The sequence below is a fragment of the Bacillus sp. Leaf49 genome, assembly GCF_001426125.1.
In the GTDB taxonomy this organism is placed as follows: Bacteria; Bacillota; Bacilli; order Bacillales; family Bacillaceae; genus Bacillus; species Bacillus altitudinis.
Genome location: NZ_LMRK01000012.1, coordinates 398,838 through 418,637, shown reverse-complemented (window position 1 = coordinate 418,637; position 19,800 = coordinate 398,838). Strand labels below are relative to the sequence as shown.

Sequence of the window (19,800 nt, the reverse complement as noted above, 5' to 3'; positions counted from 1 at the left end):
TCCCCAGCTGTCTATTCACATCCTATTGACCAAAAGAGTTCGCTTCTTTTTGAAGAATATGATTCAATTCTTCTGCATTTGCTGCTGGTTGATATTGTCCACCACCAGCTTTGGCAACAGATTTTAGACTTTTTGCTTCTTTTTCATTTACATCGAAGCCAATGATATTGACGATTGTGTCAATACCTTCTTCATGTAATTGCTTCGCTGCTTGTGATGGGCTTCCGCCACATGTTTCCTCACCATCGCTGACAACATAGACAATATTTTTTCCTTTAGCTTGGTGATCTTCAAAATCTTGTTTCGTATCAGTTAATGCTTTGGCAAGTGGTGTCCATCCTGTTGGACCATACACATTTAGCGCTTGTTGAAAGGTTGCTTGCTCATATGTTCCAAATCCATAAACTGCTTCGGAACTTGCACAAGAAACGGCTTTTCCTGCATTTTTATTCGTTCCTTCATGACCAAAAACACGAAGCAAGACTTGTGTATCTTCTGATAAAATACTTGCGAAACTTTGGATCGAGCGTTTTGCGATATCGATTTTCTTTTCGCCTTCAACCGATTGTGCCATGCTTCCGCTTAAATCAAGTAAAATCACCACATGAGCAGGCTCCTTTTTCGTTACAGCATGAGCTGGTGAAGAAAGAAGCAGAACAAGACTCGCTAAAATGGTTAATATAATATTTCTTTTCATTAAAAAATCTCCCTTTTTTTCATTTGTACAGAAAAAGAGAAACGAAAGCATCAATCAATCGTTTCCCTTTTCTTCAGCAAGTTATTCGTGTAGTTTTAATGATTCTGCTGTAAGGATAGAACCCATTTCTTTCCCAGTGCTTGCTTGGTAGTAATGACCTTTACCAGCTTTAGCTACTTGCTTCAATTGACCTTCATAGCCATCGTTAAAGTCTAATCCAATCACATTGACTACAGTAGATCCCTTTGAGTTATGAAGCTCTTTCGCTACTTTCACTGGATCTCCACCACAAGTTTCTTCACCATCAGTAATTAAGTACACAATGTGTTTTGTTCCCTTATGAAGCTGCTTATCCGCTTGCTTTGCACTTTCAAGAGCACGTGCAATCGGTGTCCAGCCATTTGGTCCAAGACCGTTTAGAGAGTTTTCGAAACTATCCTTTTCATAAGGCTGAACGCCATAAACGCCTCTAATGACTTCACATGATTGAGCTTTACCTGAGTTTTTGTTGTTTCCTTCAGACCCAAACAAACTCATACGGATTTTAGCATCTTTCGGAAGAGACTGAGCAAATTTAAATACCTCTTGTTTTGCTAAATCGAATTTGCGCTCTCCATCCACTTTTCTTGCCATACTTCCACTTGCATCAAGTAAGATCGTCACTCTTACATCTTTCTTATGTTTTTTGGCTGATGCTGCTTCTGCAAATACTGGTGAAGAGATTGACATTGATAATGTCAATACAGCTAAGGTTACGAGTGTAAATACTTTTTTCAACATGCTTTTCCTTCCTCCTTATGTATTTGATTGAAACATCTTAATCGTAAAATATTCTGTCTTGGAATGGTATAGGACTCGATCCCTTTTTCTCTTTCATCAAAATCACTAAAATTCTGTCAGATGTCTAGATATATTCACCTAACGACTCTTTTGTCACCCTCGTTTTCTCATTCTTTCGAGGGGCTTTGTATCGGCCATCGGTTCTTGTCGGGATGTAAATGTTTAAGATTTCCTGAGGTGCGCCTTAAGTCGCAATTTGTCACATTCTGTTCAAACCTCTTCACACATAAAAAAAGATGCCCCCATTTTGAGGCACCTTTGCTTTTATTTCTTAGCCATATATGTGTTCAGAAAGCGATCAGCTGATTCAATTTTTATCCCTTGATAATAATGTTTCACGATCGCCTCTACTTTTTTGCCTGACTGTGCCATATAATGTGCACCATACTGACTCATGCCCACACCATGGCCATACCCTTTTGTCGTAATCACGATTTGCTGACCCTTTCGTTCCCATGTAAAGTCTGCCGAGTGCAATCCTAGTGATTCGCGAATGTCTCTGCCCGACAATGTTTTTCCGTTAATGACGGCTTTGGCTACTTGATTGCCTGGTGTTCGTTCTACAATTTCTCCCACCTGCTGCTGGCCAAGGGTCACACCCAGTTTTTGCTGAAATTCGCTCACTGTGATGGTTTTCTTGTTTTGGAATTTGGGTGATTTTTCGTCCCATTTGCTTGAGACGCTTTTCAAATAAGGGATTTCATTTTTCCAATAAGCTTCTGCATTTTCGGTTTTCCCATTACTTGTTGAAAAGAAGGAAGCATCAATTGGTTTTTCGTCATACGTCAGTACTTTCCCTTGTGTACTGGCGACCGCTTCTGTGACCTTTTTTAATTTCCAATTGTACGCTTTTCCCCAAATTTTCTTCAGTTCCTGTTTATTTTTGTACACTTGGAACATTTGGGTGTCATCTACAAGAGAACCCTGTGGAGATTTGACGGTTTTATCAATGATCATTTGTCTGACGATATACGTTCTAGCGGCGAGTGCCTGTGCCTTGAGCGCCTCTATTTCAAAATCGGCTGGCATTTCAGAAGCGACGACACCGATCACATACTCTTCTAAGGGGATGTTTTCTACCTGCTGATGCGCTGAACGGTAGACGGGAATGGAGACGGGTGATTGTTTCAATTTGACTGAACCTTTCACTTCTTTTTTAACTGATGGTTCTGCTGCTACGTGTTGGCTGGCTGCTGGTTTTCCTTGGAACGTCGGCAACACGAGTAAGGTTGGAATCATTAAAATGATGATGCAAATTCCTGCGATTGTCCATATCATTGGTTTCATATTGGCTGCCCCCATTTGTCATTGAATCTCTTTTATCCTATGGGCAAGGACAAGCTAATATGACAGCTTCTTTCATTCATTGGACAAGTCTTTTGCTGATATGTTTGTGCTCTTCATCATTTGATTTACTGTTCGTCTGTATGAATAAAATTTAAAACGATTGGATACACTAATGATAAGCTTTTGAAAATGCAACCAGTCTATGATTCTAAAAAAAATCAGCATGCCCAAATGGACACACTGATTTCTTTTATGATTATGCGTTTAGATCTGATACAACTTGTTCTTGTGTCACATCTGCTGATTCATCATTTACTCTTTCAATGTCTGCACCGATTGCTGCTAGTTTTTGGTGGAAGTTCACATATCCACGGTCAATATGCTTCAATTCAGTGACACGTGTATGACCTTCTGCCACTAATCCAGCAAGTACAAGTGCTGCTCCTGCTCTTAAATCAGTCGCTGCCACTTCAGCACCTTGAAGTTGAACAGGTCCATTGATTATCACAGAGCGACCCTCAATTTTAATATCGCCATTCATGCGGCGGAATTCTTCAGCATGCATAAAACGATTTTCAAACACAGTTTCTGTGATCATGCTTGTTCCGTTCGCACGAAGCAATAGCGCCATCATCTGAGATTGCATATCCGTTGGGAAACCAGGATGCGGCATTGTTTTTAGATCGATTGGCTTGAGCTCAGATGGTCCAATGACTCTTAAACCTTCTTCTTCTTCAATGATCTGAATACCCATTTCTTCCATTTTCGCCACAAGTGAAGTCATGTGCTCAGGCACAGCGCCTTTTACAAGAACATTTCCTTCAGTAATGGCTGCTGCCACCATAAACGTACCAGCTTCAATTCGGTCAGGGATGATGTTGTGTTTTGCACCGTGAAGTGTTTCTACACCTTCGATTTTGATTGTACCAGTTCCAGCACCGCGAACCTTACCGCCCATGGCATTGATGTAGTTTGCCAAATCAACAATTTCAGGTTCTTTTGCTACGTTTTCTAAAATCGTCGTTCCCTCAGCCAATGCTGCTGCCATGATGATGTTTTCAGTTGCCCCTACACTTGGGAAATCCAAATAGATTTTTGCACCTTTTAAACGGCCATTTACTTCAGCCTCGATGAAACCATTACCTACTTGAATTTTAGCTCCCATTGCTTCAAAGCCTTTTAAATGCTGATCAATTGGTCTTGAACCAATCGCACAACCACCAGGTAATGCAACTCTTGCATGACCTGTTCTAGCTAAAAGTGGTCCCATGACGAGCACAGATGCTCTCATTTTACGGACGTACTCAAACGGAGCCTCAGTTTCTAGTGCATGAGATGCATCTACTGATACTTCGTTATTTTCAAAATGTACTTCTGCTCCTAAATGACGTAACACTTCATTGATTGTATATACATCGGAGAGCGTAGGTACATCACAAATTACGCTTTTTTCTGTACTTGCTAACAAAGATGCAGCGATAACTGGTAAAACGGCATTTTTTGCGCCTTCTACTTTAACTGTGCCGTTTAACTTTTGACCGCCGCGGACGATGATTTTTTCCAAGGTCTTCCCCTCCGCGTCCCAAATTCTCTATATTAATATTCAGTCGTTACGATTGGTGTGCCAACCGTAATCGTATGATTTTCGTTCATTTCCGAACTTCTGATGGCAATTTGAACATTCATTTTATCATTTGAAGTCATAATGAACTGTTCCCACTTCTCTGTGTAAGCGGAAAGCGACACAAAATTAGACTCAACGAGATACTCAACAGGTTTTGCTTGAAATTCATTTGCTATCATTTCAGCTTTTTTTTGCAAAACAACATCCATCATACCATTTACATGACCATCGAGACAAGTAAAAATCACAAATTTTTCTTGTAATATGCTTTTTGCATGACGTACGAACTGATCATATGTATGCTCCCAGGTATTCAGTGGGCGAGCACCTTTTTGCTCATATAATAAATACGACTTTTGGTTTGATTTTGTGTCGGTCTTCACGAGTAAAATTTTCGATAATGTATCATTTTTTTCATCTTTGTAAATTCCTGTGACTTTGGTGACATGTTTCTCTTTTTTTTCGGTCCACTCATACTGTCGTAGTTCGTCTTTCAAACGTTTCACTTTTTTTGAAAATTGTTCGGATGAAATGTCTATATTTGTTTTGGCATGAAGCGTCCATCCACTTACTTCGATTTGCTGGTTTTTCATACCTTCTGCTATTTGGGCGAGCGTGGATGTTTCTTCCGCCCGAACACCTTGAATCATCAGAACAAAAAAAAGAATAAATGCAAATAATGGCCAACCTTTTAAACACTTTCTCACTTGTCATTCCCCCTTGCTACAAGTGTTGCCGCAAGGAGATCAATGCATACGTGGAAAAGTCATCAAAGGCCATATTTTTGACACTTCTTTTTACGTTCCCGCAGAAGGCAGTGACCAAACCTTTTATGTTAAAACATATAAGGGATTTGTCTGGAGAAATTTAAATAATCAAGGAAGAAATTGCTGACTGCCGATGCAATAGCAATCGTGATCAGCATCATGAGCAATCTAGCTTGAATAATTTTTCCTTTTTTAATCAGTGGATCAATATTCACCGCAAGCAATGCCCACCACGTAATGGCAATAAAAAATAGGTGGATCACAATACTGACAATTGCTTGTTGTCCTACGTCTTCCATACACTTGAATCCTCCTTTTATTGATTTCTGTAAAGGAAAACTCCCTTTCATTATATCCTCCAAAATCGGAAAGATGAATCATTTGGAAAAAAGAGCTACATTTAGAGTGAATCCCCTCTTATTCTGATGCGAAGGAGATGATATACTGCGGTGGAAGGAGCTGATCATATTTGAAAGATTCTTTTCCTGACTTTGTTGATTTGTACGGAGAACTGGTTCCCTCATTTGAACATGAATGGGAAGCCATTGCTTTCTACTTTGATTATAGACAGACACAGCTAGAAGAATTAGCACAATTGTGTCATTTTCATAACATTTCTTTGGATTACTCAGAGGAAAGCCTTTATCAGTTAGAGTCATTATACTTCGATGCCTTCCGTCAGCAGCTTTTTGCTGAGTGGAAAATGCCTATTGATGCATTGGAAGCGATGTTGAGTGTGTACATGGGAGAGGTTGTCATCAAGCATCATTCAGATGCTGATTGGGTCGTGCGGCCTTATATGGACTCTTCGCATCAATATACCCTTGGCTTGCGCCGAAACAATAAAACATGGCATTGCAGTACGCAATTTTGCGAGCAGTTATATCTAGAAAAGCAAGCATCTCATCCGTATGTGTCGATGTATCAATCTCTCATGTCATCCTAAAAAAAATCCTTCTTATCACTGTGATAAGAAGGATTTTCTGTTTTATTTCCCTGCTACATTTAAACGGTTTAATGCCCGTTTTAATGCGAGTTCCGCCCTGCGTACATCACTTTCATTCGGGTGGTTCAAATGCTCTTCAGCACGCTGTTTCGCTGATTTTGCACGATCTACATCAACTTTGTCTGATGTTTCAGCAGCCTGAGCAAGAATGGTTACTTTTTCGGGGCGAACTTCAACAAATCCACCGCTTACTGCAACCAATTCAGTTGATCCACTATGTTTTAAGCGAACTGCACCGATTTTTAGCGGAGCAACCATTGGAACGTGGCCAGCTAAAATCCCAAGCTCACCGCTTTCTGCTCTTACACTGACCATTTCCACATCCGCTTCATACACTGGGCCGTCGGGAGTAACGATATTGACTTGAACGGTCTTCATGCTTTTACCCTCCTAAGGACCAGATTAGGCCTCTACACCCATCTCTTTGGCTTTTTCAACCACTTCTTCAATGCGGCCGACTAAGCGGAATGCATCTTCTGGAAGGTGATCGTATTTACCAGATAAGATTTCCTTGAAGCCTTTAACAGTTTCTTGCAATGGCACATAAGAACCTTTTTGGCCAGTGAACTGTTCTGCTACGTGGAAGTTTTGAGATAGGAAGAATTGAACACGACGAGCTCTGTGTACCACAAGCTTATCGTCCTCAGATAATTCATCCATACCTAAAATGGCAATGATATCTTGCAATTCTTTATAACGCTGTAATGTTTGCTGAACTTCACGCGCGATCGCATAATGCTCTTCGCCAACAATCTCAGGTGCAAGGGCACGAGATGTTGAAGCAAGTGGATCTACCGCTGGGTAAATCCCCATCTCTGTCAACTTACGCTCAAGGTTTGTCGTTGCATCAAGGTGAGCGAACGTTGTAGCTGGAGCTGGATCTGTATAGTCATCCGCAGGTACATAGATCGCTTGAATCGATGTAACCGATCCTACGTTTGTAGACGTGATACGCTCTTGAAGCTGACCCATTTCTGTTGCAAGAGTTGGCTGATAACCTACCGCTGAAGGCATACGTCCAAGAAGGGCTGATACTTCAGAACCTGCTTGTGTAAAGCGATAGATGTTATCGATAAAGAACAATACGTCTTGACCTTGTTCATCACGGAAATGCTCTGCCATTGTCAAACCAGTTAGAGCTACACGCATACGTGCACCTGGTGGTTCGTTCATTTGGCCGAAGACCATCGCTGTTTTTTCGATAACGCCAGAATCTTTCATTTCGTAGTAAAGGTCATTTCCTTCACGTGTACGCTCTCCAACACCAGCGAATACAGAAATACCGCCGTGTTCTTGTGCGATGTTGTTGATCAATTCTTGAATCAGAACGGTTTTACCAACACCGGCTCCACCGAATAGACCGATCTTTCCACCTTTGATGTAAGGAGCAAGAAGGTCAACAACTTTGATACCTGTTTCAAGAATTTCAACTTCTGTAGAAAGTTGATCGAAAGAAGGCGCTTGTCTGTGGATTGGGTCTCTTTGCGCTTCCACACCAAGTGGCTCATCTAAGTCAATGTTATCTCCCAGTACGTTGAATACACGTCCAAGTGTTACGTTACCAACTGGTACTGAAATTGGTTTTCCAAGGTCTACAGCTTCCATACCGCGCTTCACACCGTCTGTTGATGCCATTGCGATGGTTCTCACTGTATCATCACCTAAATGTAGTGCTACTTCTAAAGTTAAGTCGATATCAACTTCACTTTCGCTTTCCGCTTTATGCGAAACTTTGATCGCATTATAAATCTCAGGCAAGTGACCGTCTTCAAAACGAACGTCTACGACTGGTCCCATGATCTGACTGATGCGTCCTGTTTTCATTGCATTCCCTCCTGACAATTATTTCTATTCTAAGGCAGCTGCTCCGCCGACAATTTCTGTAATCTCTTGTGTAATCGCTGCTTGACGAGCACGGTTGTAAGAGAGTGTCAGGCTGTCGATCAATTCTTTTGCGTTGTCTGTTGCACTCTTCATTGCTGTCATCCTTGCAGCATGTTCACTTGCTTTGCTGTCAAGAAGCGCACCGAAAATCAAACTCTCTGCATATTGAGGAAGGAGAACTTCAAGAATTTCTTCTTCAGAAGGCTCAAACTCATAAGATGCGGAACGTTTATTTGGTGTCGCTGCGGCCGAAAGGTCCGTTAGCGGCAATAATTTTTTCTCTGTTACTTCTTGTGAAATGGCACTGACGAAATGGTTATAGAACATGTAAAGCTCATCAAACGCTTCATCAGAGAACATTTGCACTGTACTGCTTGCTAATTCTTTAATATCAGCAAACGCTACTTCGTCTCCAAGCCCTGTTACTTCAGAAATAACTGGAATACCACGCTTTTTGAAGAAGTCGCGTCCGATTTTACCAATCACAATCACCGCATATTCATCAGCAGATTGATGACGAGATTGAATGGCTTGGTAAGCGGCACGTAAAATCGAGCTGTTAAAAGGTCCTGCAAGTCCTCGATCAGATGTAATGACGAGATACCCTGTTTTCTTAACAGGTCTTGAAAGAAGCATTGGGTGCTTAGCACTTGTTCCAGTTGCGATTGCCGCAACGACTTCTTGGATTTTCTCCATGTAAGGAACAAAGGACTTCGCATTATTTTCAGCACGATTCAGTTTCGCAGCTGATACCATTTGCATCGCTTTTGTGATCTGACTCGATTTTTTTGTTGACGTGATCCTTGACTTAATATCGCGTAATGAGGCCAAAGATTTCACCACCTTTTTTCAGGAATCCGTGTTCATTTACGTGAAAAGAGAGAAAAAGAGAATCTTTTTCTCTCGGAAAGATTACTAATTAGTTGCTTGGTGCAAACGTACGTTTAAAGCCTTCGATCGCTGTTTTCCACTCTTCATCAGCAGGCATGTTTCCTGTTTGAGAGATTGTGTCAAACAAGTCTTTATGGTTTTCTTCAATGTACATGAATAACTCAGCTTCAAAGCGTTTGACATCAGCAATCGCTACATCATCTAAGTATCCTCTTGTCAGTGCATAAAGAATCGCTACTTGTTTTTCAACTTTCAGCGGTTTGTTCAAGTCTTGTTTTAAGACTTCAACTGTTCTAGCACCACGGTTTAATTTAGCTTGAGTCGCTTGGTCTAGATCAGATCCAAACTGAGCGAATGCTTCAAGCTCACGATAAGAAGCAAGATCCAGACGAAGTGTACCTGCTACCTTTTTCATCGCTTTGATTTGTGCAGAACCACCTACACGAGATACAGACAATCCTGCGTTTACCGCTGGACGTACGCCTGAGAAGAAGAGATCAGATTGTAAGAAGATCTGTCCATCTGTGATTGAGATAACGTTTGTTGGGATATATGCAGAGATATCACCAGCTTGCGTTTCTACGAAAGGCAATGCTGTGATAGAACCGCCACCCTTTTCATCACTAAGCTTCGCTGCACGCTCTAATAAACGAGAGTGAAGGTAGAAAACATCACCAGGGAATGCTTCACGACCTGGAGGACGACGAAGCAATAATGAAAGCTCACGGTAAGCTGCCGCTTGTTTAGAAAGGTCATCATACACAACAAGCACATGCTTGCCGTTATACATGAATTCCTCACCCATCGTTACACCTGCATAAGGAGCAAGGTAAAGAAGTGGAGCTGGCTGTGATGCAGAAGCTGTGACAACGATTGTGTAGTCAAGCGCACCATGCTTACGAAGTGTTTCAACAACACCACGAACAGTTGATTCTTTTTGTCCGATCGCTACATAGATACAGATCATGTCTTGATCTTTTTGGTTAAGGATCGTATCGATTGCAACAGATGTTTTACCTGTTTGACGGTCCCCAATGATCAATTCACGCTGTCCGCGTCCGATTGGAATCAAGGCATCAATTGCTTTAATTCCCGTTTGAAGCGGCTCATGTACCGATTTACGATCCATAACGCCTGGTGCTTCACTTTCGATTGGACGTGTTTTGCTTGTTAAAATTGGACCTAGTCCATCAACAGGCTGACCAAGTGGGTTCACAATACGTCCGATTAACTCTTCTCCTACTGGAACCTCCATGATACGACCTGTACGTTTTACGTCGTCACCTTCACGGATATCTTTGTAAGGTCCTAAGATTACGATACCTACGTTAGACTCCTCAAGGTTTTGAGCCATACCCATTACACCGTTAGAGAACTCAACAAGCTCTCCTGCCATAATGTTGTCAAGGCCATGTACACGCGCGATACCGTCCCCTACTTGAATGACTGTACCGACATCTTTTACTTCAATTTCAGATTGATAGTTTTGGATTTGCTGCTTTATCAGCGCGCTAATCTCTTCAGCTTTGATACTCACTAAGGTTTCACCCCTTCTAACGATTTTCGCCTGCAAGCTGACGTTCAATGCGGGAAAGCTTTCCGCTGACACTGCCGTCATAAATGCGGTTTCCGATACGGATTTTCACTCCGCCTATTAGATCCTTGTCAATCACGTTTTCTACACGCAGTGATGTGACTCCGGCTTTTTTGGCAAATACTTCAGATAAAGATTGAATTTCAGCTCCGCTAAGCGGTTTCACTGAATACACGATCGCATCGTCTATTTGTTTCGTACGGTTTGCAAGTTTCACAAACTCAGACGCCATTTCAGGAAAAATATTCGTGCGTCCACGGTCAATCAGTAAATACATTGTGTGCAAAACATATGTCGAAACACCTTTGAAAGCTTCTGCAATCAGATGTTTCTTTTTGTCTGCCGTAATCTTCGGATGAACAAGAAAGTCATTTAATTCTTGGTCAGCCTTGAGAACTTTTTTGATCTCATTCAGCTCTTTTTCAGTTTCGTCTACTGCCGAAGAAGCAAGAACGATGTCAAAAAGAGCAGAAGCGTAACGCTTAGAGACAATAGTCACGCTCATCGGCTTTCGCCTGCCTCTTTAAGATACTCTTGGATCAATTTCTCTTGTGCTTGCTCATCAAGTTCTTTTTCAATCACTTTAGAAGCAATTAATACAGAAAGTGATGCAACTTGCTCGCGCAGTGCAGCCACAGCTTGTTCTTTTTCTTTCACGATTTCAGTTCTAGCAGACTCTTTCAAGCGCTCTGATTCTTGACGTGCTGCTTGAATGATGTCTTCTTTTTGTTTCTCACCAATCTTTTTCGCATTTTCGATGAGTGTATGTGATTCTTCGCGTGCTTCTTTCAATAAGACACGTTGTTCTTCAAGAAGCTTTTCAGCTTGAACGTGCTTTTCTTCAGCACTTGAAATTTCATTTCCTATATAATCTTCACGCTGTTTCATAATCCCTAATAAAGGCTTAAGCGCAAATTTCTTTAAAAGTGCAAGCAGGATGAGCATAGCGATCAGCTGGAATATGATATCTCCGGTGTTTAGACCTGCTCCTAAAACTACTGGTAACTGAGACATTTAGTACGGCAACTCCCTTCTTTAAATAATATGTTAAGAAACAAAACATAAAGGAATGGCGAAGTTTCGAACTAATCTGATCTTCGCCATTAAAATTCATATTAGAACGCTTCTCACATATTAACCAAAGAATGCCAAGAATGCGATAACGACAGCGATAATTGGAAGTGCCTCAACTAAAGCTACCCCGATGAACATAAGAGTTCTTAGTTCTCTACCAGCTTCTGGCTGACGAGCGATTCCTTCTACTGTTTTAGATACGATTAGACCGTTACCAATACCTGCTCCTAGTGCTCCTAAACCGATTGCAATTGCTGCTGCTATTAAATTCATTAAAAAGCTCCTCCTTTAAAATAACGTCCTTTTTGGACTCTCAATTTTTTAGTGTTCGTCGCTGACTTTATGGGAGATATACACCATTGTCAGCATGGTGAAGATAAATGCCTGGATGGTTCCGACAAACAAACTGAATGCCTGCCATACAATCATCGGCACGATGGCACCTAATGTACCAATGATACCTAGTGCAAGGTTTTGCGAATAGAAATTAGTCGCAAGTCCTGCAAGTAAACCAAGAAGAATCTCTCCAGCGAAAATATTTCCATAAAGACGCAAACCAAGTGTTAATGTGTTTGCAAATTCTTCAATAATTTTCAGCGGTACTAAAAGTGGGATTGGTCTAAAGTAGTCTTTTGTATATTCCTTGACTCCTTTTGCTTTAACACCATAGTAGTGTGTCAATCCCATGACCATAACCGCTAGTGTCATTGTGATTGCAGGATCAGCAGTTGGTGATTTCCACCATAAGTTGTGATCGACCGTAATCGAGAATGGCAGTCCAAGCATGTTTGAAACAAATATGTACATGAGTAATGTAACGCCAAGCGCTAGAAATGGGGCTCCTGTTTTCATGTCCATCGAACTACCTATGATATTTCGAACAAAATCAACAATCCATTCCATGAAGTTCTGCGCCTTTGTCGGACGAATAGCCAGAACACGAGTAGTCAGCACCGCTATGAGAAGAACGATGATACTAGCAATCGTAATCATGAGAACATTGGATAAGTTGAACGTTAACCCTAAAAATTCTGTAGTTTTTGAACTGTGACCCAAAGAGTATTCACCTCTCTTCCATAGTAGAACGTTTAAGTTGAATGAAGGAATCTATCATAATGACAGGATATATTGTCATTAATCCTATAACAACACCTGCCAGATGAACTTCGTTAGGGTAACGCCAAGCAATCGCTACTGCGAGAATTGCGTTGGCCCACCTGGCTGTACTTCCCATTGAACGAATAGATTTTCCTTTTTTAACTGCTCGATCAAAAGCATGCATTCTCCGAATAAGCAGGAATAAATTAAAGAAAGCAAAAATTGTGCCGATAATGAAACCAAGAAACAGTGGTTTAAAACCAGGCATGGCATAGCCAAACACAAAAATTGCCAATAAATAGAACATATATTTACTCTGTCTGCGGAAAATGACGTTTGGATCGTTCATTCATCTGACTCCCGATGAAAAATATTGTAAAAAAGGTGATAAATGGTGATGAAAACTGCGTAGAAGACGCTTATGATAAGCCGTCCTGTTTGAAAAAAATCAATCACCCATCGGTCTAATTGTGCAATCAGACTTGAAATCTTTAGATCTATGGGATTCTGCTTCATTCGCTGATACAAACCCTGATTATTAAAGGGTTCACAATGAGGATTAGTAGAGTGCTATAGGCTATGAAAACCTTACCATAATACCCTCGTTTAGCATACAATAGCGTCTATGATGTGTCAATCCGTTGAAAGTTAAAAAACTTTTCTATAATGAGAGAGCACACAAAATGTTCACAATTTCATCAAACTTTAGGAGAGTTGTGACATTCATTCAAAAAAACTGCTAATGTTCAGTATACATTGATTTTTCTAAGAACGATATCAACCGTTTGTCATATTTTTCAAAAAAGCCCACATGCACGTTTGCATGTGGGCTTTTCATGAACCATTCTTATTTTGTTCCATACATACGGTCACCAGCATCACCAAGACCTGGGATGATGTAACCTTTTTCGTTTAACTTCTCATCTAATGCCGCAATGTAGATATCAACATCTGGATGATGTTTTTGCATTTCTTCTACACCTTCTGGCGCAGCAATCAGACACATGAAGCGGATGTTTTTCGCACCGCGTTTTTTCAAGCTGTTTAATGCTTCTACTGCTGATCCGCCCGTTGCAAGCATTGGGTCTACTACGATAAATTCACGCTCTTCCACATCAGATGGAAGCTTCACATAATATTCAACAGGCTTTAATGTCTTCGGATCACGGTATAAACCGACATGTCCCACTTTGGCAGCTGGAATGAGTTTCAAAATCCCGTCTACCATTCCAAGACCTGCTCTTAAAATCGGCACAACTCCGAGTTTTTTACCTGAGATCACGTTTGATTTAGCGACTTGTACAGGTGTTTCTACATCTACCTCTTCAAGCGGTAAGTCTCTTGTGATTTCAAATGCCATTAATGTTGCGACTTCATCCACTAGCTCTCTAAATTCTTTTGTTCCTGTATGAACGTCACGAATATATGTAAGTTTGTGCTGAATAAGCGGGTGATCAAATACATAAACCTTTGCCATTGCTTGCTACAACTCCTTTTCTGTCATCTTCCGGTGAACTTTGCACACTTCCTACAATTCTACATAAAAAGACATCATCTTTCAATATGATTCGCAAATCCTACAAAAAAAACCCACATGCCAAAAATAGGCAAATGGGTCTGCATCTTAATAATCTAATTCTTGATATAGAGGGAAACGAGCTGTCAGATCAGATACACGCTTTTTCGCCTCTTCTAATTTCGCTTCATCTTCATGATGTTTCAGAGCAAGCGCAATAATGGAACCGACTTCTTTCATCGCTTCTTGATCGAAGCCACGGCTTGTCACTGCTGCTGTACCTACACGTACACCACTTGTAACAAATGGTTTCTCTGGATCATATGGAATTGCATTTTTGTTCACCGTGATACCAATTTCATCAAGAACGTTTTCTGCAATTTTTCCTGTAATGCCAAGAGAGCGCAAGTCGATGAGAACAAGATGGTTATCTGTTCCACCAGATACAAGCTGAATATCCTCAGATAAAAGGGTTTCAGCTAGTTGTTTTGCGTTATCAATCACGTTTTGTGCATATGTTTTGAAATCTCCGTTCAATACTTCACCGAAAGAAACAGCTTTTGCAGAGATCACATGCATGAGTGGTCCACCTTGAATACCAGGGAAGATCGATTTGTCGATCTTTTTACCAAACTCTTCACGGCATAGAATCATTCCGCCGCGAGGTCCGCGCAATGTTTTGTGAGTTGTCGTTGTCACAAAATCAGCGTAAGGAACTGGATTTGGATGAAGACCTGCTGCAACAAGACCCGCGATGTGAGCCATGTCCACCATAAAGTAAGCACCGACTTCATCGGCAATTTCACGGAACTTTTTGAAATCAATTTGACGTGGGTAAGCACTTGCCCCCGCTACGATTAGTTTCGGCTTATGCTCACGTGCTTTTTCAAGTACATCTTGGTAGTCGATATGTTGTGTTTCTTTATCTACACCGTATTCTACAAAGTTGTACTGTACGCCGCTAAAGTTTACAGGGCTTCCATGTGTTAAATGCCCGCCATGTGATAAGTTCATGCCTAGCACTGTATCGCCATGCTCAAGGATTGTAAAGTATACGGCCATATTCGCTTGAGCTCCTGAGTGAGGCTGTACGTTCACATACTCAGCGCCAAAAATTTCTTTTGCGCGGTCACGTGCGATATCTTCTACAACGTCTACATGTTCACAGCCGCCATAGTAGCGTTTACCAGGGTAACCTTCTGCATATTTGTTTGTTAAGACAGAGCCCTGCGCTTCCATGACTGCTTCGCTTACGAAGTTTTCTGATGCAATTAATTCGATTTTGTCCTGCTGGCGTTTCCGCTCTAGTTGAATTGCTTTGAATACTTGTGCGTCTTGCTCAGGTAAATGTTTCATCAGCGAAATCCTCTCCAATCTATTTCCATTCGATGTTTTCACCATCTCATTGTACACGGTTTTTGAGTAAAATGTAAAAGTTTTTTTTGGAAAATCGACTTCTTTTTTATGAAAACCCGAATATTCAAAGGGTGAAGCGTCTTCATCATTCAACATTATATTAGAAATATATCCGAACTATGATCTTGTATAAACGGCTCGTTCTCCGCCAATCAGCTTTGGACGAGTTTTTGCAAACGTCACATGTGCTTGTCCTAATTGATGACGGCTGAGACGGACCGGTACAGCTACCCGCTTTAAGTGCATGCCGATGAATGTATCACCGATATCAATCCCTGCATGCGCTGAAATGGATTCAACCAGCACAGGGTGTTCCATTTGCTGATACGCATGCGCCGCCATAGAACCACCCGCCTTACGGACAGGTACTGCCGCTACAATTTCTAAGTTAAGCCGGTACGCCACCTCTTCTTCCACAACGAGGGCACGATTCAAATGCTCGCAGCATTGGAAGGCCAATTCAATTCCTGTCTCGCGTCTCAGTTGATCGAGCTCTTGATAAATAGCTTCAGCAATTTGCTCACTTCCCGCTGTCCCAATGTGCTCGCCAGCCACTTCTGACGTACTGCAGCCAATCACTAAAATGTGGCCGGCTCGCAGTTCAACTGTTTGATGAAACTCTTTTAACATTTCAAGCCAATCTTGACCAATGTTCATGTTAAGCGCTCCTTACAGGTGCTTTTCTTCGTAATCAGCGATTTTACCAATCCGCACAGCATGACGTCCTGCAGTAAATTCTGTTGTCAGCCAAATGTGAGCAATCTCTCTTGCCAATCCTGGTCCAATGACTCGTTCTCCCATCGCAAGAACATTTGTATCGTTATGTTCTCTCGTCGCCTTTGCACTGAATGTATCATGCGCCAGTGCACAGCGGATGCCTTTCACTTTGTTTGCTGAAATGCTCATACCGATACCTGTCCCGCAAATCAAAATGCCTCGATCGACTTCCCCGTTTGCCACCATATTGGCTACAGGAAAAGCATAGTCAGGGTAGTCTACAGAACCTGATCCACATTCACAACCCATATCAATGTATTCAATCTTTAATTCATCCATTAGTTGTTTGATTTCTTCACGAATATTCGTTCCGCCGTGATCGGATGCAATGGCTACTTTCATCGGGCAATTCCTCCTAAGGGTGAGTTAATCTGTCATGTCTTACATTCATTCTTTATTTACAGTTATATTTTAACCTCTGCCTAGTCATTTGCAAACAAAAGCAGAAAAACCGTTTGCGCAACGGTTTTACAGGTTGTCCATTTATGAGGATTTGTGATCCTGTTTAAGCTTTTTAGCAAGTTGATACAATAGCGTTTCTAGTTCATCTCGTGTCTCCTGATAAATGGAGAGACTCCCTCCAAATGGATCCGACACGTCACCTTCTGATCCTGTCGCAAATTCTTTTAGAGTGAAGACCTTGTCTTTCACATGAGCATATTGCTCCACAATCAACTGTTTATGCTGAATCGTCATGGTGAAGACATAATCTGCTTCATGAAGAAGTTCTTCTGTTAGTTTAGACGACGAGTGATTCAGTGGAATGCTTTTCTCAAATAATGCTTCGACTGCTTGAGGAGAAGCCTTCCCTGCATCAGAGGCGAAGATGCCCGCTGATTTTACAGTGACCTGTAAGCCTTTTTCATCTGCAATGGAGGAAAAAAGGGCTTGAGCCATCGGACTTCTGCAAGTATTTCCCGTACAAACAAATAAGATATTCATCTTTCGACCTCCTTTTCTTCTATTATATAGCATTTCATTCTACATGTTATGTAAGGAGACTGGCTAGAGCGGAAATAATAATTTGATTCCAAAGGCTAGTAAAATCAATCCGCCAAGCGCCCCGCTGTATGAACCTACCCATGACCGAACCTGTTTACCGAGTAATAATCCAAGCCATGTGAGCATCATACTAAAAAAGCCAAACAATAAAATGGTCATCAACACCCGAGAACCGTAAATCCCCAGGCTTAAGCCAACGGAAAAACTATCTAAACTCACACTTGTTGCAAAAAGAACGAGACCGGCCCCAACAGGTGCGATAAATGGCTTATCTTCTTTTCGGATAGAAGCGATGATCATTTGCAGACCCAGCACCAAAAGCAGCGCCCCGCCTATATAGGTAGCAAGGAGACCGAGCCAGCCAGATAAAAGCTGACCTGTTAGCATGCCAAAAAGAGGCATAAACATATGAAATATCCCAATGACAAGTCCAATATATAGGATCTGGCGGAATCTCAGGTGAATCATCCCCATGCCGAGTCCAACCGAAAAGGCATCCATTCCAAGTGCAAAAGCCATGATACTGAGTGTCAGCAATTCGCCAGCTAGTTCGTACATGTAAATCCCCCTTGGACACGCATTCTCCTTTAACCTATGTTTGTCCAAGAGAGGTTAGAACTATTTGAATGAAGAGAGAGTGCGCCCTCCTGCCGCTTTTTGCAGACGGTTCATGATCGCAGAACCAACTCCCTGCTCTGAGAAGGCTTCTGAAATGATCAAGTCTACATCCGTTTCATCAAATTGTCTCAACACACGATATAAGTTTGCCGCAACCGTTTCAGGCTTTTCTCTCCATCCACAGCTAAAGATAACATCTGCCGCAAACCATTCCTTCTTTTCTTCTGTCGTCAGCACACCTACTTTTAGTCCTTCAGCTCGGTACTTCTGAATGTGCAGCTGCATGTCTTCATCACTTCCATGAAATATATACATTTGTGCTTCAGGTGCATAATGTGTGTATTTCATTCCCGGCGATACAGGCGCCTCGTCCTTTTTCGTCAACCCTGGATCCGTGTTGACTGTTCCTACGACCTCTTCTAACGCTTCTTTTGTAATACCGCCCGGCCTTAAGATCACTGGAATCTCGTCTACACAGGATACAACCGTTGACTCCACGCCAATACCTGTTGAACCACCATCGACAATGCCAGCAATTTTCCCATCAAGATCACTCGCGACATGATCCGCAAGTGTCGGCGACGGTTTTCCCGAACGGTTGGCACTAGGCGCGGCAATTGGCAAACCAGCTGCTCGGATGAGTTCAAGCGCAACAGGATGATCAGGCATTCTTACGCCTACTGTTGTTAAACCTGCCGTCACCTGCTTTGATAATGTGCCCGGCTTACAAGGTAGAACAATGGTGAGAGCGCCTGGCCAAAAGGCATCCATCAGCGCTGTTACTTTTTCATTTTCTATTTGCGCAAATTCATGAAGCTGTTGAACGTCCGCAATGTGAACAATCAACGGATTATCACTTGGGCGTCCTTTCGCTTCATAAATTTTCTTCACAGCCTCTGTCTCTTTTGCATTTGCCCCTAGTCCATACACCGTTTCTGTCGGAAAAGCGACCACTTCATTCTGCCGCAACAACAGAGCTGCTTGTTCAATTTGTGGATAGTATGTGGATAAATCCTTTTTTAAATCCACAGACCATCTTTTTGTATTTAACATCATACAAACTCCTTTTAAAAAAGATAAAACTGTTGATATATCTCAATTATCCTTTTGAAAGTATAAAAGATGATGCTAAATAAAACAAGCGTTGTCCACAATTTGTGGATAACGCTTGTTTTACAGTGGATAAGTATGTGAATAAGTCCGATGTTTTGTGATTAACTCGCTGTTTTTTGCAGCACAACCGCCTGCTCTTTTCCCAACGACTCTTTTGCATGCGCAGATACCCACACACTTTCTGGGATTTCCTCTATAGGCGTAAAGCCCATCAGCGCTAAAAAATCATGCGAAGAGGAGTGATTGGCTACAACATAAAAGGTGTCCACACCTTGCTTTTCCCCTAGCGTTTGAACACTTTGGAACAGAGAAACGATATGCCCCTGACCAAGTTTATCTGATATCACAAGTGATCTTAGCAATCCTTCTTGTTCATTTAGTCGTTCAAGGCCTAAACAGCCTGCAAGCTCACCGTCTGCATCTTCCATGACCACAAATGACGTACGCTCTGCAATCGTCACCCCGCCTTTTGCTTGGCCTTTTTCAAGAAAAGCATTAATGGCCGGGGCATCTTCTTCTGTCGCTATTCTTAATTGATAATACATGCTTTCACCTCTTTTTGTTCTCTTACTTCAACTCTATGAGGCAAAAACAGA

Annotated in this window: 24 protein-coding genes; 1 reads left to right on the top strand and 23 read right to left on the bottom strand. The window is 41.7% G+C overall.

Annotation, left to right across the window (positions count from 1 at the left end; all coding sequences use genetic code 11):
- Nucleotides 1-22: 22 nt before the first annotated feature.
- From ASG46_RS08910 to ASG46_RS08885, 6 genes are all read right to left on the bottom strand, one after another.
- A complete protein-coding gene (locus tag ASG46_RS08910) occupies nucleotides 23-697 on the bottom strand; it encodes a VWA domain-containing protein (RefSeq protein WP_025208129.1) in 675 nt (224 codons plus the stop codon).
- 81 nt (nucleotides 698-778) lie between these two features.
- Nucleotides 779-1,477 carry a VWA domain-containing protein gene (locus ASG46_RS08905; protein ID WP_008343379.1) on the bottom strand — a complete coding sequence of 233 codons (699 nt, stop codon included), beginning with the start codon at nucleotides 1,475-1,477 and terminating at the stop codon, nucleotides 779-781.
- Between the two features lie 324 nt (nucleotides 1,478-1,801).
- The gene (spoIID, locus tag ASG46_RS08900; RefSeq protein ID WP_008343381.1) at nucleotides 1,802-2,824 is read right to left on the bottom strand and encodes a stage II sporulation protein D; all 1,023 of its coding nucleotides are present in this window, start codon (nucleotides 2,822-2,824) and stop codon (nucleotides 1,802-1,804) included.
- A gap of 256 nt (nucleotides 2,825-3,080) precedes the next feature.
- Nucleotides 3,081-4,388, bottom strand: a complete 1,308-nt coding sequence (murA, locus tag ASG46_RS08895; RefSeq protein WP_007497616.1) for a UDP-N-acetylglucosamine 1-carboxyvinyltransferase — start codon at nucleotides 4,386-4,388, stop codon at nucleotides 3,081-3,083.
- Between the two features lie 32 nt (nucleotides 4,389-4,420).
- The gene (locus ASG46_RS08890) at nucleotides 4,421-5,155 is read right to left on the bottom strand and encodes a YwmB family TATA-box binding protein (RefSeq protein WP_035389789.1); all 735 of its coding nucleotides are present in this window, start codon (nucleotides 5,153-5,155) and stop codon (nucleotides 4,421-4,423) included.
- Nucleotides 5,156-5,283: 128 nt separating this feature from the next.
- Nucleotides 5,284-5,514, bottom strand: a complete 231-nt coding sequence (locus tag ASG46_RS08885; protein ID WP_025208130.1) for a DUF1146 family protein — start codon at nucleotides 5,512-5,514, stop codon at nucleotides 5,284-5,286.
- 170 nt (nucleotides 5,515-5,684) lie between these two features.
- On the opposite strand from ASG46_RS08885, the gene ASG46_RS08880 reads away from it, so the two are divergent.
- Nucleotides 5,685-6,161 carry a hypothetical protein gene (locus ASG46_RS08880; RefSeq protein WP_017360036.1) on the top strand — a complete coding sequence of 159 codons (477 nt, stop codon included), beginning with the start codon at nucleotides 5,685-5,687 and terminating at the stop codon, nucleotides 6,159-6,161.
- A 42-nt stretch (nucleotides 6,162-6,203) separates the two neighbouring features.
- Here the strand turns inward: ASG46_RS08880 and ASG46_RS08875 are convergent, their stop codons facing one another.
- The 17 genes from ASG46_RS08875 to ASG46_RS08795 all read right to left on the bottom strand — a co-directional run bounded on the left by ASG46_RS08875 (nucleotide 6,204) and on the right by ASG46_RS08795 (nucleotide 19,749).
- Complete coding sequence (locus ASG46_RS08875; RefSeq protein WP_008343393.1) at nucleotides 6,204-6,599, bottom strand: F0F1 ATP synthase subunit epsilon; 396 nt, start codon at nucleotides 6,597-6,599, stop codon at nucleotides 6,204-6,206.
- A gap of 24 nt (nucleotides 6,600-6,623) precedes the next feature.
- The gene (gene atpD / locus ASG46_RS08870; RefSeq protein WP_008343395.1) at nucleotides 6,624-8,045 is read right to left on the bottom strand and encodes a F0F1 ATP synthase subunit beta; all 1,422 of its coding nucleotides are present in this window, start codon (nucleotides 8,043-8,045) and stop codon (nucleotides 6,624-6,626) included.
- 24 nt (nucleotides 8,046-8,069) lie between these two features.
- Nucleotides 8,070-8,936 carry a F0F1 ATP synthase subunit gamma gene (locus ASG46_RS08865; RefSeq protein WP_007497628.1) on the bottom strand — a complete coding sequence of 289 codons (867 nt, stop codon included), beginning with the start codon at nucleotides 8,934-8,936 and terminating at the stop codon, nucleotides 8,070-8,072.
- 88 nt (nucleotides 8,937-9,024) lie between these two features.
- A complete protein-coding gene (gene atpA, locus ASG46_RS08860) occupies nucleotides 9,025-10,533 on the bottom strand; it encodes a F0F1 ATP synthase subunit alpha (RefSeq protein ID WP_035389793.1) in 1,509 nt (502 codons plus the stop codon).
- Nucleotides 10,534-10,549: 16 nt separating this feature from the next.
- The gene (locus ASG46_RS08855; RefSeq protein WP_007497632.1) at nucleotides 10,550-11,095 is read right to left on the bottom strand and encodes a F0F1 ATP synthase subunit delta; all 546 of its coding nucleotides are present in this window, start codon (nucleotides 11,093-11,095) and stop codon (nucleotides 10,550-10,552) included.
- Nucleotides 11,092-11,604, bottom strand: coding sequence for a F0F1 ATP synthase subunit B (gene atpF, locus ASG46_RS08850; RefSeq protein ID WP_007497634.1), 513 nt, complete (start codon nucleotides 11,602-11,604; stop codon nucleotides 11,092-11,094). Before atpF ends, ASG46_RS08855 begins: the two co-directional genes overlap by 4 nt.
- A 120-nt stretch (nucleotides 11,605-11,724) precedes the next feature.
- Nucleotides 11,725-11,937 (bottom strand): F0F1 ATP synthase subunit C, encoded by a 213-nt coding sequence (gene atpE, locus ASG46_RS08845; protein WP_003214968.1) that lies wholly within the window; start codon nucleotides 11,935-11,937, stop codon nucleotides 11,725-11,727.
- 48 nt (nucleotides 11,938-11,985) lie between these two features.
- Nucleotides 11,986-12,720, bottom strand: a complete 735-nt coding sequence (gene atpB, locus ASG46_RS08840) for a F0F1 ATP synthase subunit A (protein ID WP_007497637.1) — start codon at nucleotides 12,718-12,720, stop codon at nucleotides 11,986-11,988.
- 7 nt (nucleotides 12,721-12,727) lie between these two features.
- The gene (locus tag ASG46_RS08835) at nucleotides 12,728-13,111 is read right to left on the bottom strand and encodes an ATP synthase subunit I (protein WP_007497639.1); all 384 of its coding nucleotides are present in this window, start codon (nucleotides 13,109-13,111) and stop codon (nucleotides 12,728-12,730) included.
- A 498-nt stretch (nucleotides 13,112-13,609) separates the two neighbouring features.
- Nucleotides 13,610-14,239 (bottom strand): uracil phosphoribosyltransferase, encoded by a 630-nt coding sequence (upp, locus tag ASG46_RS08830; RefSeq protein ID WP_003214553.1) that lies wholly within the window; start codon nucleotides 14,237-14,239, stop codon nucleotides 13,610-13,612.
- 147 nt (nucleotides 14,240-14,386) lie between these two features.
- A complete protein-coding gene (gene glyA, locus ASG46_RS08825; protein WP_024718755.1) occupies nucleotides 14,387-15,634 on the bottom strand; it encodes a serine hydroxymethyltransferase in 1,248 nt (415 codons plus the stop codon).
- Between the two features lie 177 nt (nucleotides 15,635-15,811).
- Nucleotides 15,812-16,351, bottom strand: a complete 540-nt coding sequence (locus tag ASG46_RS08820; protein WP_007497644.1) for a TIGR01440 family protein — start codon at nucleotides 16,349-16,351, stop codon at nucleotides 15,812-15,814.
- A 12-nt stretch (nucleotides 16,352-16,363) separates the two neighbouring features.
- Nucleotides 16,364-16,813 (bottom strand): ribose 5-phosphate isomerase B, encoded by a 450-nt coding sequence (gene rpiB, locus ASG46_RS08815; protein ID WP_003214714.1) that lies wholly within the window; start codon nucleotides 16,811-16,813, stop codon nucleotides 16,364-16,366.
- Between the two features lie 141 nt (nucleotides 16,814-16,954).
- Nucleotides 16,955-17,413: a low molecular weight protein arginine phosphatase gene (locus ASG46_RS08810; RefSeq protein ID WP_017360042.1), complete on the bottom strand. Its 459-nt coding sequence runs from the start codon at nucleotides 17,411-17,413 to the stop codon at nucleotides 16,955-16,957.
- A gap of 63 nt (nucleotides 17,414-17,476) precedes the next feature.
- Complete coding sequence (locus ASG46_RS08805; RefSeq protein WP_045033925.1) at nucleotides 17,477-18,031, bottom strand: manganese efflux pump MntP; 555 nt, start codon at nucleotides 18,029-18,031, stop codon at nucleotides 17,477-17,479.
- Between the two features lie 60 nt (nucleotides 18,032-18,091).
- Nucleotides 18,092-19,144, bottom strand: coding sequence for an L-threonylcarbamoyladenylate synthase (locus ASG46_RS08800; protein ID WP_024718758.1), 1,053 nt, complete (start codon nucleotides 19,142-19,144; stop codon nucleotides 18,092-18,094).
- Between the two features lie 161 nt (nucleotides 19,145-19,305).
- Nucleotides 19,306-19,749: a GNAT family N-acetyltransferase gene (locus tag ASG46_RS08795; protein ID WP_007497650.1), complete on the bottom strand. Its 444-nt coding sequence runs from the start codon at nucleotides 19,747-19,749 to the stop codon at nucleotides 19,306-19,308.
- Between the last annotated feature and the right edge of the window lie 51 nt (nucleotides 19,750-19,800).

Coding starts and splice junctions, on each gene's coding strand:
- ASG46_RS08910 (WP_025208129.1), bottom strand. CDS start 697: ATGAAAAGAAATATTATATTAACCATTTTAGCGAGTCTTGTTCTGCTT.
- ASG46_RS08905 (WP_008343379.1), bottom strand. CDS start 1,477: ATGTTGAAAAAAGTATTTACACTCGTAACCTTAGCTGTATTGACATTA.
- spoIID (WP_008343381.1), bottom strand. CDS start 2,824: ATGAAACCAATGATATGGACAATCGCAGGAATTTGCATCATCATTTTA.
- ASG46_RS08885 (WP_025208130.1), bottom strand. CDS start 5,514: ATGGAAGACGTAGGACAACAAGCAATTGTCAGTATTGTGATCCACCTA.
- ASG46_RS08875 (WP_008343393.1), bottom strand. CDS start 6,599: ATGAAGACCGTTCAAGTCAATATCGTTACTCCCGACGGCCCAGTGTAT.
- atpD (WP_008343395.1), bottom strand. CDS start 8,045: ATGAAAACAGGACGCATCAGTCAGATCATGGGACCAGTCGTAGACGTT.
- ASG46_RS08855 (WP_007497632.1), bottom strand. CDS start 11,095: ATGAGCGTGACTATTGTCTCTAAGCGTTACGCTTCTGCTCTTTTTGAC.
- atpF (WP_007497634.1), bottom strand. CDS start 11,604: ATGTCTCAGTTACCAGTAGTTTTAGGAGCAGGTCTAAACACCGGAGAT.
- atpE (WP_003214968.1), bottom strand. CDS start 11,937: ATGAATTTAATAGCAGCAGCAATTGCAATCGGTTTAGGAGCACTAGGA.
- ASG46_RS08835 (WP_007497639.1), bottom strand. CDS start 13,111: ATGAACGATCCAAACGTCATTTTCCGCAGACAGAGTAAATATATGTTC.
- upp (WP_003214553.1), bottom strand. CDS start 14,239: ATGGCAAAGGTTTATGTATTTGATCACCCGCTTATTCAGCACAAACTT.
- glyA (WP_024718755.1), bottom strand. CDS start 15,634: ATGAAACATTTACCTGAGCAAGACGCACAAGTATTCAAAGCAATTCAA.
- ASG46_RS08820 (WP_007497644.1), bottom strand. CDS start 16,351: ATGAACATTGGTCAAGATTGGCTTGAAATGTTAAAAGAGTTTCATCAA.
- rpiB (WP_003214714.1), bottom strand. CDS start 16,813: ATGAAAGTAGCCATTGCATCCGATCACGGCGGAACGAATATTCGTGAA.
- ASG46_RS08810 (WP_017360042.1), bottom strand. CDS start 17,413: ATGAATATCTTATTTGTTTGTACGGGAAATACTTGCAGAAGTCCGATG.
- ASG46_RS08805 (WP_045033925.1), bottom strand. CDS start 18,031: ATGTACGAACTAGCTGGCGAATTGCTGACACTCAGTATCATGGCTTTT.
- ASG46_RS08800 (WP_024718758.1), bottom strand. CDS start 19,144: ATGTTAAATACAAAAAGATGGTCTGTGGATTTAAAAAAGGATTTATCC.
- ASG46_RS08795 (WP_007497650.1), bottom strand. CDS start 19,749: ATGTATTATCAATTAAGAATAGCGACAGAAGAAGATGCCCCGGCCATT.